Annotated in this window: 6 protein-coding genes; 4 read left to right on the top strand and 2 right to left on the bottom strand. The window is 59.7% G+C overall.

Annotation, left to right across the window (positions count from 1 at the left end; translation table 11 throughout):
• Nucleotides 1–21: 21 nt before the first annotated feature.
• The gene (locus SxD43FB_RS13555) at nucleotides 22–3,336 is read right to left on the bottom strand and encodes a glycosyltransferase (protein ID WP_096062625.1); all 3,315 of its coding nucleotides are present in this window, start codon (nucleotides 3,334–3,336) and stop codon (nucleotides 22–24) included.
• A 421-nt stretch (nucleotides 3,337–3,757) separates the two neighbouring features.
• On the opposite strand from SxD43FB_RS13555, the gene SxD43FB_RS13550 reads away from it, so the two are divergent.
• Nucleotides 3,758–7,618 carry a glycosyltransferase gene (locus SxD43FB_RS13550; RefSeq protein WP_096062624.1) on the top strand — a complete coding sequence of 1,287 codons (3,861 nt, stop codon included), beginning with the start codon at nucleotides 3,758–3,760 and terminating at the stop codon, nucleotides 7,616–7,618.
• Nucleotides 7,619–7,956: 338 nt separating this feature from the next.
• On the opposite strand, the gene SxD43FB_RS13545 is transcribed toward SxD43FB_RS13550, so the two are convergent.
• Nucleotides 7,957–12,246, bottom strand: a complete 4,290-nt coding sequence (locus SxD43FB_RS13545) for a hypothetical protein (protein WP_096062623.1) — start codon at nucleotides 12,244–12,246, stop codon at nucleotides 7,957–7,959.
• A gap of 268 nt (nucleotides 12,247–12,514) precedes the next feature.
• On the opposite strand from SxD43FB_RS13545, the gene rfbA reads away from it, so the two are divergent.
• The 3 genes from rfbA to rfbD are packed head-to-tail and all read left to right on the top strand — an operon-like array spanning nucleotide 12,515 to nucleotide 14,795.
• Nucleotides 12,515–13,399, top strand: coding sequence for a glucose-1-phosphate thymidylyltransferase RfbA (gene rfbA, locus SxD43FB_RS13540; protein ID WP_096062622.1), 885 nt, complete (start codon nucleotides 12,515–12,517; stop codon nucleotides 13,397–13,399).
• Entirely contained in the window at nucleotides 13,396–13,941 is a 546-nt protein-coding gene (rfbC, locus tag SxD43FB_RS13535; protein WP_096062621.1) for a dTDP-4-dehydrorhamnose 3,5-epimerase, read from the top strand. Before rfbA ends, rfbC begins: the two co-directional genes overlap by 4 nt.
• Entirely contained in the window at nucleotides 13,938–14,795 is an 858-nt protein-coding gene (gene rfbD / locus SxD43FB_RS13530) for a dTDP-4-dehydrorhamnose reductase (protein WP_096062620.1), read from the top strand. The genes rfbC and rfbD overlap by 4 nt, the downstream gene beginning before the upstream one ends.
• Nucleotides 14,796–14,810 lie beyond the last annotated feature (15 nt).

The following is a 14,810-nucleotide window of genomic DNA, read 5'->3' as shown; positions in this document are numbered from 1 at the left end:
GCCGCTTTTACATTTCAACCATCAGGCGTCAATTGACGCGACAGCCTCGATCTTCGCGCGCCAGCAGGCGATGCTTTTTCCATCCAGTTCCGGGCGGTCGATCTGATATTCGGCGACGATGAACCCGTCCTTCGCATAATGATCGACGTCGTCGCCGGGGAATACATCGTTCCAGCGTGCGGCATAGCTGTAGCGGTTGTGGGTGATGAAGCGGCCACGCCCCTTGGTGCGACCTTCATGATGGGTGACGGTGGACGCGGCGACATATTCGAACACATTGGCGCCATGGCCGACGCGATAGCAGAGGTCGATATCTTCCTGTCCGTTGATGAACACCGGGTCGAAGCCGCCGACCGCCGCGAAGTCGGTGGCGCGCATCGCGAAGCAGGCGCCGGTGATAGCGCGGAAGCGACGGTTTTGCGCGACCAGCGGGGAGTCGGCGGCCTCATCGACATAGATGGGGTAGCCGAGCGGCGTCTTGCCGGAAAAGACCACGCCCATGCACTGGAGGCGACCGTCGGGGTAGAGCAGCTTGGGCTGCGTACCCTTGACGTCCGGGTCGGCGAGCGGGGCGAGCAGCGGCTCCATCCAGCCGGCCTTCACTTCGGTATCATTGTTGAGGAATACCACGCGCGCGCCCTGCGAGGCGGCAAAGCCGATATTATTGCCGAGCGAGAAGTTGAGATTGTCGAAATTGTGGATGACGGTGACGCGCCCGTCCCGCTCCGCCCAGCTGTCGAGTAGGCCCGACGTTTCTTCATCACTGCCATTATTGACCATGATGAATTCGACCTTCGCCCGGCCGCAATGGCGCGCGAGCGCGTTGAGGCATTTATTGGTCAGCGAATATTGGTTGAAGACGCACACGATGATCGAGACGAGATCGGGGTCGCGCTGGGGCGCCTGCCCGCGGATCGTATGCCAGTCGATCACCATCTTGTTGAGCGAGAGGAAGCGCTTTTCCGGGCCGGCGCGATAGCCGGCGCGATCGGTCGGTTCGCCGACCGGCGCGCTGTGCCAGGCAGGCTGCGTGGGCACCGGTGCGCCCTCGAACGCCTTGGCCGAGAGCGCGCGCAGCGCCTTCATCCGGCCCGACCCGAAGGCGGATTTTACCCGGCGGGCATAGTCGGGATAGCGTTGGTGGACGATTTCCATCGCCGTCTTGATGAGGCCGTCCTTTTCGCCGCCGAAGCTGGCGGTACGCTGGTGGAAGACATAGGCATGGGGGGTGATGAAATTCTTCCACCCAGCCTTCATCGTCCGCATGCAGAAATCATTTTCCTCGCCATAGCCGCGCGGGAAAGTCTCTTCGTCGAACAGACCGATATGATCCATCAGATCACGACGGATATAGAGGCAAAAGCCGTTTCCGGTCGGCACGTCGATCGGTTCGGAGACTTGGGTGAAGGCGATGATCCGCTTGGCCCAGTCGTCATGGCTCATATCGTCGGGCTTGGCATTGACGATATTGGCGACCGGGAAGGAGAAGCTGCCCGAATTGTCGCCCATCGCCGTCACCGTGCCCGCCTTGGGCGTGCCGAAGGCGACCTTGCGCATGCCGTCGATCCAGCCGTCATGGACGATCGTGTCGCTGTTGAGCAGCAGGATATCGTCACCCTCGGCCCAGCGGATGCCGCGATTGATGGTGCGGGTATAACCCATATTCTGGGGGTTCACGAGCAGGTGGAAGCCCGGATGGCGGGCAAAGCGATCCAGCAGCGGCTGCACCAGTTCGTTGCTGCTGCCATCATTGATCATCAGCACGCGATCACGGGTGAGATCGGTCTTGGCGAGCACCGACGTCAGGCAGCGCTCGACCGCTTCGGGCGCATTGTAGACCGGCACGATGATGGTGAGGCGGCGAGTCTCGTCTTCGCGCAGCGGCACGTCCTCCGCCAGGATCGCCGAGAGGGCATGGCGCAGATTGTTGCGCAGCACGACGGGCGAGAATTGGCGGATGATCTTTTCACGCCCGGCGGTGCCCATGGTCGCGATCAGGCCGGGATCCTTGCACAGCGTATTGACGCGCGCGACCACCGCCTCGACATCCTTGTAACCGACCAGGAAGCCGGTCTGGCCATCATCGATCAGTTCGGGCACCGCACCCCAGCGATAGCCGATTACCGGACGGCGCGCGGCCTGCGCCTCGGCCACGGTGCGGCCGAAGGATTCCGCGAAGTGGGACAGCGCCATCACGACATTGAGCTGCGCCATCGCCTCCGCCGGGCTGTCGGCATAGCCCGCAAATTCCAGATTGCCGGGCAGCCCGGCTTCTTTCAGTTCCTCGACATAGGCATTTTCCGGGCCGATGACGCGGAAGCGGGCGTTGGGCACCAATTCTTCGGCCCGGCGCGCGACTTCCACGAAATCGGCGATGCCCTTTTTGGGAATGTTGGAGCTGACGATGCCGAACACCACATGTTCGCCCACGACATTGGGCATGTCGAGCGAGTCGACCTTGGCGACGTTGGGGACGTGGAAGCTGCGACGGCTGTGCGCGAACAGCTTTTGCGTCGCGGCGGAATTGGCGATGACATAGTCGGTCTGGTGCAGGATGCGCTTGATGATCCCGGCCGCGTCCATGCCCATGCGGTCGCACAGATGTTCGTCATGGTCGATCAGTTCGCGTGCATGGATCGCGGTCAAGCGTCCGGCGCGGCGCGCGGCAATCAGTGGATCGACGAGGACGATGGTGTTGCAATAAACGAGGGCAATGTTGCGCTGCTCGATGATGTGGATGAAATCCTCGATCGAGGTTTCGTCGGGTCCGCGATTCTTCGTCCATTGATAATAGGGGAAGGAATAGAGGCCGCAGCTCTTTTGCCGCAGCAGGTCGATATAGTCGGGATTGCCTTCGCGCGGGACGGCGACATAGACGTTGAGCTTCATCTGCGCGAGCGCGTCGAGCATGTCGATGAAGCTGCGTTCGCCACCGAACATCTGCGGGTTCACTTCATGCGCGCACAGCAGCACCGAGGGCGCATCTTCGATGACATCGATCACGCCCTGACGCCAGGCGGCGGGGTCGGCCGCGCGGCGGCGCGGCGCGATCTTGCGGCCTTCGCGCTGGCCGTTCTTGGCATAATGGGCCAGCGGATTCGCGCCTGCGTCGCGGACGTCGGGATTGGCCTCGAAATAGCCGCTCGTGCTGAAATGGGGCGAGGGATCGCGGTTCAGCCGCGCGCCAAGCCAAAGATAATGTTCGACCGGGTCCATGTTAAGAATGGCGACATCGGGATAGGTCCGAACATACCATTCCTCGTCAAACAGGCCCGAATCCTTAATCCGCGCAACATCCTGCGCGGACACAGCGGTCGCTACACTGATCTGACTCACCTAATTTCCCCCGTACAATCCAAATCGATTCACCGGCATCGAAACGCCAACCGGCACGCTCCCCTGTGCAACCCGTATGGCCTTGCTCTTTCCGTAGCGAAAAGACACGCATTGTTATCAAGGCGAAAGGATAACCCGGACCGGCCGGAAGATCAACGCAGTTGCGAAGCGCAATAGTCGCCGACGTACCATTGCGACGCACATTCCGGCGGTCAAACGAGTTGCAAATGCGGCCAAACGACCTGTGAACACGGTAATATTCGGCAGCCCGTGAAGCGAAGGCGGCCAACGCTGCACTGCGCCAAAATTTCGCTTAGAAGCACACTAGACGGTCGATCTCATTCGTATATCAAGGGCACGAAAACTGGCTTGTCCCATCGCCAAGTATCTTTGCTTGTGCGACAATAATCAGAGTGGCTCCATGAAAGATACCCTGACGAAATTCGTTACATTCTCCAAAAAACCACGCGAGGTTGAGAATGTGGCAGAGCCGGAATCCGAAAATTTCGTCGGGTATATCGACGAGATCAAAAATGGCGTCATCGCAGGCTGGGTCAAATCCCACGACACGGACGAGCCGTTGGTGATCGATATCTTGATCGAAGGCAACCTCGTGGTCACGGCGCTGATCGCCGACGTCGAACGCCCGGACGTCGGCGCCGCAGGATTTGGCCAGGGACGCTATGGGTTCAAAGCGACCCTGCCGCTCCAACTGCCGTCTGGTAAGATGCTTAAGGATAGTGACAGTTTGATGGTCGAAGTCGTTCTGACATCCGATCAAGCTTTGGCACTCAAGCGAACGGTTTCCCCGGAGATGTCGCCATCAGCGCCTACTTCTGCATTTTTCTGCAAAGGGCGGATCGAAAGCGTGTCCGAAACAGAATTGCGCGGCTGGGCGGTTAATACGCATGATACGAAGGAATGCATTTCGCTCGACATTTTGATCGACGGCGTTTTGTTCTGCAAGACCCGCAACGATCAGCGTCGTAAAGATCTCGTCCGCGCCGGATTGTCGGACGGCATTGGAGGCATACGGGTTGCCTTGCCGTTGGCGGAACTGGGTTCGGGCACCTACACCATAGCCATGCGGATGCCAGACGGCAACGTCGTGGCGCAAGACGTCATGGTTGAAGGCGAAAAGCGCCGCGTTCGTCGACACGCATTTGCTGCTCCGATCCTTACCAGGGACACGGCCATCATCGTTCCGGTCTATAATGCCTATGACGATGTCGAAAATTGCATCAATCGTCTGGCCGCGTTTACGCCCGCTGATGTGGACATCCTGTTCATCGACGACGCCTCGCCCGACGAGCGCATAGGCAAGCTGTTGGAAAGAACAAAAGCCTATCCCAACATGCGCGTCCTGCGCAACGAAACCAATATGGGCTTTACCCGCACGATTAATCGGGGACTGACGGAAGTCGGCAAGAAACATGCGATCCTGCTTAACAGCGACGCACGCGTCACGCCCGGCTGGTTGGAAGGCATGCTGACGGCTGCAAGTTCACGTCCCCGCGTAGCGACGGTGACCGCCATGTCGGATCGTGCAGGCGCGTTTTCCGCGCCCACGATTGGTAACGACAATGAACTCCCGCCAGGGGTCGATGAAGTCACCTATGCACGCGCCTTCCGCCGCAGAAGCGCGGGACTTTATCCGATCGTCCCGACCGGCAACGGGTTTTGCATGTTCGTCAATCGCGCCTGCATTGACGAAATCGGCAGTCTTGACGAAGCCGCCTTCCCTCGTGGTTATGGTGAAGAAAATGATTTTTGCATGCGCGCGGGCCGCGCTGGCTGGCTCAATTTAATAGATGACCGCACTTATGTCTTTCATGATCGATCAAAAAGTTTCGGCGAGGCCAAGACAGATCTCATGAAAGCCGGTCGCGCCGTCATTGACGCGCGCTACCCCGAATATAAGACAGCTATTCGCGTTTTTTCGAACGGGACCGATCTGGGGCTAGCCCGAATCCTGGCACGGTGGGCGCAACGTGACTGTGCTACTCCGCGTGAGACGCAGCCGCGACTATTGTTCGTGGTCGCCACTCAGACCGGCGGAACGCCCCAAACCAACCTTGATCTGATGGGTGCGATTGCTGACGGATTTGATTCATGGTTGATGCGCTGCGACAGCGAGAACCTCATCCTGATGCGGCGGGAAGGAGATAATTTCGAAGAAATTGCTCGGCATGAGCTTCAAGAAAAATTGGAGCCGATCCGACACACATCAGCGGAGTATGAAGCAGTCGTCGGGGACTGGCTTCGTCAATATGATTTTGAGCTGGTGCATATTCGACATCTGGCGTGGCATAGCCTGAACCTCCCACGCATCGCCAAAGCGCAAGGCTGCACGGTTGTATTTTCTTTCCACGATTTCTACGCGCTGTGCCCTTCCATCAAACTGCTCCGTGCCGATGGCACTTATTATGGCGGGGATCTGACGCAACTCAACGGCCTGGCATCGTTCGAGCTTTGGCCGCCCGAATCGATGCCGCCCGTTGATGCCAAATGGATCAGCTATTGGCGCGATCGCTTCGTAGATGCGCTAACGCCCTGTGATGCATTTGTGACGACGTCTAATAGCGCTCGTGACACCATTTTGACCTGTTTGCCTGGGATCGCGCCTGATCGCTTTCACGTCATCCCGCATGGGCGCAATTTTGCCGAGCTATCCTTCTTACGGAAACGGCCACGCCACGGCGAACCCCTGCGCATCCTTGTTCCGGGCAATATCAGTACGGCCAAAGGACTGAGCATCATTCGAGATTTGCTGGCGGAGGATCGTGCTGGCCTGATCGAATTTCATGTACTCGGGAAAATTGACAGCACACAAGGCATTAGCCACCCACGTCTGATAATCCACGGCACCTATAAACGCGATGAGTTCGCGCAGCGTGTTGCGGCACTCCATGTCCATTTAGGCGCCGTTTTTTCCATCTGGGACGAAACCTATTGTCACACATTGACCGAGCTATGGTCGGTTGGCGTCCCCCCGCTGGTATTCGACTTTCCAACCGTCGCGAACCGCGTGCGCGAAAGTGGTGCGGGATGGGTATTGCCGCATGAAAATATCCAAGCTTTGTACCAGCAGATTCTCACGCTTGCTTTCGATTCGGCGGAGCAAGATCGCGTTGATGCTGCCGTTGCCGCTTGGCAGGATATGGCAGGATGCGGCGAGACGACACAATTGATGGGTGGCCGCTATCTCAACGTATATCGCCAGGCGCGTGGCTTAAAAGCGGCACCGATCATCGCTGTAACGGCACCATCCGATAAGCAACTGCAACGCGGCAATGCCTCCACCGATATCCGGTTGTGGGAACGCACTCGTAACAGTTTCGAACGCGATGTCATTTATGTGCGAATGACCCCAAACGGCTTGCGTGCCAATTTACAGAACCGATCGATCGATGGCGCCATCATTCAGCGCAACGTCATTCCTGCAACCATGGTAGATCCGCTAATTACGGCGTTCAAGCAGGCAGGCGTAGGCTATGCTATTGATCTGGATGATGATTTGCTGGATGTCCCTTCAGACAAGGATCCGAGCGGCAAGTATAAAGCCTATGCGCCCTACCTACGGCGGCTCTTGGCTGCTGCTCGTGCGGTAACCGTATCGACGCCCCAATTGGCAAATCATCTCGCCAACGTGAATGAACATGTACACTTGGTGCCTAATCGCCTGAGCGATCCAGTTTGGCGCGGCTATAGCGAGGCGCGTGAACCTGACGGCTTTGTGCGGGCACTGTATTTTGGAAGTGTCACGCACCGCAAAGATTTGGCAATGATTCAGCCAGCTATCGAGGCAATCATAGCGCGACATCCCAACTTTCGTTTGGCGGTCGTTGGCGTACAGAATGAGCCTATGCCGGATTGGGCGGAACGTATCATCGTACCAATTGGCGCCGTAAATTACGGATATTTCGTTCCCTGGTTGCGGGAACAGACAAAGGCTTTCGACTTTGCCCTCGCGCCCTTGGTCGATACGACTTTCAATCAACATAAGAGCGGCTTGAAGGCCATGGAAGGCACGGCACTCGGCCTGCCGGTACTCGCGTCCAATGTAGCCTCGTTCCAAGAAATGACAGCCGATCTAGAGAGCTTGACCCTCGTTGATAACGATACAAAAGCGTGGGCAGCCGCCATTGAAACCGCCATTGATCAGGTGGAATCAAACCGATCAAAACGCGATGTTATTAAAAAAAGCGCATTAGCCGCTTACGGAATGAGAGATAATATTCCGCAATATGATGCACTGATACTTGATATTATGAATAGATAATAATCTGATTTCATCAATAATTTATCGATAAAATATCGCATTCTCACACAGCATCTCCCGAGTTTAATGATTAGGTAGCGGGTGGTACGAAGCGCGGCTCAGTGCTTCGTACGCTATACTATCTGAGATGCTATCCGGTTAATGCATGGCAATTCGCATCGACGCGTCGTTTTCAGACGAGCGGGCGCGACGCGGGGTTGGAATCGAACGCTTTCCGAACATATCGGCGCATTCACGATGCCTCCTTGCCAAGCGGCGGATGATGATATGCGCATCGGGAGCGCATGTTCTGCGCGGCACATGTCCTGCGTCCAGAAATTGCCAGAGGGCGCCCCCGGTTATGTATCGCCGTTTGCGAACGCAGCCTGCCGCAATGCTTCCATGGCGCCATTGGGCGCGCGACCCTCGGCCATGCCGTAGCGGATGAAATGAATGGCAGGGTCCATGCCCGATTCTGCCACGTCGAGATAATTAGCCAGATACCAGCCTGCGTCAAACTCGGCATAATCGTCCAGAATACGACGCTGACGCTGCTCCGTGAGCTTTCCGGTCAATGCCGGAAATGGTAAAGCCGCCTGCGCGAGCATCACCTGCAGCGCGTTGATCATTTGCTGGTAGATATACAGGCTGGCAGCGCGCACATCATCGATTTCCTGATCGCGCTGACCCAATTCAGTGCGATTCGCCAGCACGGCCGCCCGCAACATATCCTTGTGCCGGGTCGAATCTTCCCGTGTTTTTTCCAGATCGGCCAGCAAGGCCTGATGCGCCGCTTCAGCCTTCATCAACCCCAAATTGCTATCCCTCAGCGCTTCCTCGGCCCGAATAATTTGGGCGGAGTGCGTGGCCAATTCTGTGCGCAGTTCCTGTAACGCCGTTTCGCGCGCGCTGATCCTGCTTTCGAGATCCGCGACCTTGGCATCGCGGTCGCCAACGACTGCCCGCATATCTTGGAGCGCTTTGCGATCTCGTTCCAGAGCAGCCTTTACCCCGGCCAGTTCCGTCGATTGACCCGCAACCGTCGTTTCCAGATCCAGGATGCGCGCCTGTCGTTCATGGGCGGTACGACTGACGGTTTCCAGCGCGCGCGCATGATCGTCCAGCGCGACCCTGGCGGCCGACAGGTCGCCTTCGCGCAGGGCGAGCTGTTCGCTGACCAGGGCTATTTCGCCAAACCGTGCCTGCAACGCGGCTTCGGTTTCGGCGCGAGCGCGCTCCAGATCGGCCGCCTTTCGACCCGCCTCGGCCAGGTGCTGCTGAAGGGCGGCCTCTCGCTGCTCCCATTCGGCGCGATTTTCATGCGCCTGCTTGCTGGCGGCCAGCAGCGCCTCGGCAGCCTGTTCTGTTTCAAGCTGACGCTGACGCAAGGCGCTTTCGGTCTGCGCCAGCTGATTTTGCAGCGCGGTGACGTCGGCTTCATGGGCCGTGCGCAACGCCTTGAGTTCTTCGCTCTGTTGCCGCGATCGATCTTCCCATTCGCGGGCGATCTGCTCCGTCTGACTGGCCTTCACCTGGCTGTCGGCCACCGCCTGCTCGGTAGCGGCAAGGGTTTGCGTCAGGCCGGCCAGTTCGCGATCGCGCGTCGCGATCGCGTCGTCCTTCTGCGCCAACACACGTCCCAGTGCATCGACCGCCTGATTGCGCTCTGCAAGCGCTGCGCGCGCTGCGTCGCGTTCCTGCCGCGCCGCCTGATATTCCTTTTCAAGCGCTACCTGCGCCTGCTCCAACACCCCGCCATGGCGGGTTGCTGCCCCCAGTTCGGTTTCCAAGGCCGTATTGGCCGCACTCAATGCGTCGCGCTGTTGGCGCGTTTCGGCCATGGCCTTGTCGAGGGCCAGCGCCTGCGCCTCGAAGGCCGCAACGTCCTGCAGCGCTGCGGCTTTCTCCGTTTCCAGCGCCGCGCGCTCTGCGCGCAAGGAATCCCGCTCCTTCTGCGTCGCGAGATGACGCTCCTCTAGCGCTTGTTTCGCGCGCTGTGTCGCTTCGGTCTGTTGCTTTGCCGTAGCGAGCTGACCTTCCAGTTCGACTTGGGCCGATGCCAGTTCGACCTGCTTTTCCTGCGCCTGCGTGACGGCGGCTTCCAGCGCCTGCTTCTCCGCGGCCAGCGCGGCCAATTGCTTGGCCGCTTCGGCCTGTTCGGCTTCAAGACGTGCCCGCGTCTCACGCAGGGCATCCCGTTCCTTCTGGGTGGCGAGGTGTCGTTCCTCCAGCGCGGTCTTGGCCCGTTCCGTTGCCTCCGCCCGCTGCTGCGCAGCCGTGCGTTCGGCTTCCAGCTCGACCTGCACCGCCGTCAATGCATCCTGCTTTTCGTGCGCCTGAGCGACCGCGGCTTCGAGCGCCTGCTTCTCCGCAGCAAGCGCGGCCAACTGTTGCGCCGCTTCGGCCTGTTCGGCTTCAAGACGTGCCCGCGTCTCACGCAGGGCATCCCGTTCCTTCTGGGTGGCGAGGTGTCGTTCCTCCAGCGCGGTCTTGGCCCGCGCCGTTGCCTCCGCCCGCTGCTGTGCAGCCGTGCGTTCGGCTTCCAGTTCGACCTGCGCCGCCGTCAACGCATCCTGTTTTTCGTGCGCCTGAGCAACCGCAGCCTCAAGCGCCTGTTTCTCGGCGGCAAGGGTCGCCTGTTGCGCGGCGGATTGGGCCTGCTCCGTTTCAAGGCGCGCGCGCGCCTCTCTCAGCTCATCCCGTTCTTTCTGCGTGGCAAGGTGCCGTTCCTCCAGGGCGGATTTTGCCCGCTGGATGGCATCGGCCCGTTCCAGCGCCGCTACGGCCTTGGCCTCGATCTCCGCATGAAGCAGTTTGAGCGTATTGCGATCTTCGCTGGTTTCCGCAAGCATCGCCTCAAGCGCCTGCTTTTCCGCTGCAAGCGCCGCCTTTTGCTTGTTCGCCTCCGCCTGCTCGGATTCCAGCCGCACGCGAACGTCCCTGAGCCCATCCCGCTCCTTCTGCGTCGCAAGATGGCGTTCTTCCAGCGCCGTCTTGGCCCGTTGGATCGAGTCTGCCCGTTCCAGCGCAGCGGCTGCCTTGGCTTCGATTTCCGATTGATGCGCCTTGAGCGTGTCGCGATCCGCACTGGTTTCGGCCAGCGCCGCTTCGAGCCGCTGTTTTTCAGCCGCAAGAGCGGCCTGCTGCTCGACCGCAGCGGCCTGTTCGGCCTGCAGACGGGCGCGATCGTCTCTCAGCCCATTGCGTTCCTGCTGCGTCGCGAGATGGCGCTCCTCCAATGCTGTCTTTGCGCGCTGGATCGCCTCGGCTTGCTTCTGCGCCGCAATTGCCTTGGCTTCGATCTGTGCATAGCTGGCCTTGAGCGCATCGCAATCGTCGCTGACCTTCTCCAGCTTCGCCTGCATCGTCTCGCTCTGCGCAAGGAGCGCATCCCGTTCCTGCATAGCCGACTGCAAACGCTGCTCGAAAGCCGTTTTTTCCGCCAACAGCGTGTCCCGCTGGCCGCGCGTTGCAAGGTGACGCTGCTCAAGTTGCGCTTTCGCGCTCTTGATGCCGTCGATCTCGCCGGCCAAGCTCGCTGCGCGCTGCTCCAGTTCGGCCTTGGCCTGGGCCAATGCCTCCATCTCCGCCTTGGCCGCACGCGCTTCGCGTTCGCTTTCGACCTGCTTGGCCTCAATCGCGTCGCGTTCGACCCGCAATTCGTTCAGTTCGATGTAGCGAGCGTCATTATCCTTGGCGATCGCACCCATAGCGTGGCCAGCGGCAGTAAATTCGGCATGGACAGCATCCAGGGCGGCGCATCCTGCTTCATCCTCGCCATCGGCGGCAAATCTACGCAGGGTTTCATAGGTGGTTTCCACCCATTTGGCTGCATAGTCGAGCGTCCGGAGCGATTTGCCATCGACCCGGTGGTGACGCAGATCCGGTGTGAGAAAGCCTGCAAGTTCGCGACGGAGCTTTTCGGAATTACGGGGCCAGAACAGGCCCAACGTCTCCTGCGAGCGATCAATGAAACCAACATAATCGTCCATCAGATCGTCGTAGGTGGTAAAGAAACGACGCAGTCCGCGCGTGCCTCTTTCTCCTTCCAGCGTATAGCGCAACCACAACAGCAAGCCTTTGGGCTGCAGGAACTGATTGCGGCGCTCCAACGACTGCGCGACTTCAATCGGATTGCGCAGGGTGTGGATGACGACCGGCTCGATCTCCATCGATTCAAAGACGTTACGCCAAAACGGCATCAGCAGGCTGATTCGGGGATCTTTGACGACAAAGAGATTGGATTTGCCGAATTCCGATTCGATGCACTCGACGGCACGTTCGCGAAACCGGTCCATGGCCGATGACCGGAACCAGTTGGGATTAAATTCCATCCATTCGGCCCAGCCACCGCCACCGGAACTGAGGATTTTCTGGTTCAATTCATAGATGGGACGCGATTCCCAATAGCCTGACTCGTTGAACGCATCGGCGGCCATGAGATTTGGCGATGTTTCACAGCCCAGCAGGTTGAGCGTGCGCGACAGGGCGCTGGTGCCGGAGCGATGCATCGCGACGACCAGGACGGCCGTGCGTTTCGCTCCCTTGGCGGCATCCACGACAGACTGGGGGTTTTGCTCAAGGGGACGCGCCCGCGATGGCTTGATGGTGGCCGCGCCTGTTTCCTTCGTCGATACGGTATCGTTCACCTAAAGCTCACCCCTATTGGCCCCGGTCAGCATATTTCTGACCGTTGCATTCCCCATGTCAATGACAAACCCCAGCCCTTCCATCGCCGTTGCCCCCTACGCAAACAGCGTGACGATTTGCCTACCAACGGCCGCTAGGGCATCGCGCAATCGCAATCCAGCCCCGCAATTTTCTATCATGTCTTGTCATATGCCGCATCGCAACATCGCCTTGCAATCGTAACCGGCGCAATTTACACCCGCATTCGCCTTTCATGGGGAGTGATACGTGCGCAAGGGAATAATATTGGCGGGTGGTTCCGGCACAAGACTATATCCACTGACCAAGGGTGTCTCGAAGCAGTTGATGCCCGTTTATGACAAGCCGATGATCTATTATCCGCTCTCGACGCTGATGTTGTCGGGGATTCGCGATATCATGATCATCACGACACCCCATGATGCACCGTCTTTCCAGGCACTGCTCGGCGACGGCAAGGAATTGGGCATCAACCTGACCTATGCGGTCCAGCCGGAGCCCAAGGGTCTGGCGCAGGCCTATCATATCGGCGCGGACTTCGTCGGCAGCGATCCGTCGACGCTGGTTCTGGGCGACAATATCTTTTACGGCCATGGCCTGGTCGATCTGCTGCAACGGGCCGGCGAGCGTGAAACCGGTGCCACGGTCTTTGGCTATTATGTCAGCGATCCCAAGGCCTATGGCGTCGTGTCGTTCGATGCGAATGGCCGCGCCGAGACGATCGAGGAAAAGCCCGAAGAGCCCAAGTCCAACTATGCCGTCACCGGCCTCTATTTCTACGATGGCCGTGCGGTGGACATGGCCCGCGACCTGGCCCCCTCGCCGCGTGGCGAGCTGGAGATCACCGACCTCAACCGCCTCTATCTGGAGGAAGGTTCGTTGTCGGTCGAAATCATGGGCCGCGGCTATGCCTGGCTCGATACCGGGACGCATGGGTCGCTGCTCGACGCAGCGCTCTATGTCCGGGTGACCGAAGACCGGCAGGGATTGAAGATCTGCTGCCCCGAAGAAATCGCCTGGCGGCAGGGCTTTATCGATGATGCCCAACTGGAAGAAGTGGCATCGCCGCTGCGCAAGAGCGGCTATGGCAATTATCTGATGGACCTTCTGAAAGGCAAGGGTGCGATCGCATGAACATCGTCGAAACCGCCATCCCCGGCCCGTTGATCATCGAACCGCGCGTGTTCGGCGACGATCGCGGCTTCTTTTACGAAAACTGGAATGCGGACGCCTTCAAGGCGGCCGGGCTGGACCTCGACTTCGTGCAGGACAATCATAGCAAGTCGGCGCGCGGCGTGCTGCGCGGGCTGCATTTCCAGAACCCCAATCCGCAGGGCAAGCTGGTTCGCGTGGTCGCTGGCCGGGTGTGGGACGTGGCGGTGGATATCCGCAAGTCCAGCCCGCATTTCGGCAAATGGGTCGGGCTTGAACTGTCCGCCGCGAACAAGAAGATGTTCTGGGTGCCGCCGGGCTTTGCGCATGGCTTCATCAGCCTGGAGGATGGCACCGAATTTCTCTACAAATGCACCGCCACCTATGATCCGTCGGCCGAACATTCGCTGATGTGGAATGATCCGGCTGTGGGCATCGAATGGCCGCTGGAAGGGATCGAGCCGATCCTGTCGGGCAAGGACGCGCAGGGTCAGGCGCTGGCTGAGATCGAGGCCTTCGCATGAAGGCGGTGATCGTCGGGGCCAAGGGCCAGTTGGGACGCGGTTTGCAGGCGACGGCACCGGCCGGAGCGGTATTGAGCTGCGTCGATGTCGATGAACTCGACATCACCAAGGCCGACGCGGTGCAGGCCTATCTGGCGCAGGAAAAACCGGACCTGTTGCTCAACGCCGCTGCCTATACGGCGGTCGACAAGGCGGAGCAGGACGAGGCGCTGGCGTTGGCGATCAACGGGACGGCGGTCGGCACGCTGGCCGATGCCGCGCGGGCCGTTGGTGCGCGGTTCGTCCATGTCTCGACCGATTTCGTGTTCGATGGGCTGGCGGGCGTGCCCTATGCGCCCGATGCGCCCACCGCTCCCTTGAGCGCCTATGGCCGCACCAAGCTGATCGGCGAGCAGCTGGCCGGGCCGGATGCGCTGATTGTGCGGACGGCGTGGGTCTATGCGCCGACGGGCGGCAATTTCGTGCGTACCATGTTGCGGCTGATGGCGGAACGGCCCGAAGTGCGCGTGGTGGCCGATCAGATCGGGACGCCGACCTATGCGCCGGGCCTTGCTGCAGCGCTGTGGACGATGGCGGGCGCAGGCGTGACGGGCCTGCATCATTATACCGATGCCGGGGCGGCCAGTTGGTACGACTTTGCCGTTGCGATTCAGGAGGAAGCGCTGGCGATCGGCCTGCTGACGCAGAAGGCGACGGTCATTCCAATCCCGACCAGCGCTTATCCAACGCCCGCGACGCGGCCGCATTATTCGGTGCTGGACAAGGCATCGACCTTCGAGGCGCTGGGCGGACCGACGCCGCATTGGCGCGACAATCTGCGCGTCATGATGGCGCAGATCAAAGAACAGGGTTGAAGGCGAAAGCCCCGG

The sequence above is a fragment of the Sphingobium sp. D43FB genome (assembly GCF_002312805.1).
Lineage (GTDB): Bacteria > Pseudomonadota > Alphaproteobacteria > Sphingomonadales > Sphingomonadaceae > Sphingobium.
Note: the sequence above shows the minus strand (reverse complement) of the source record. Positions and strands in the feature narration are given on the sequence as shown.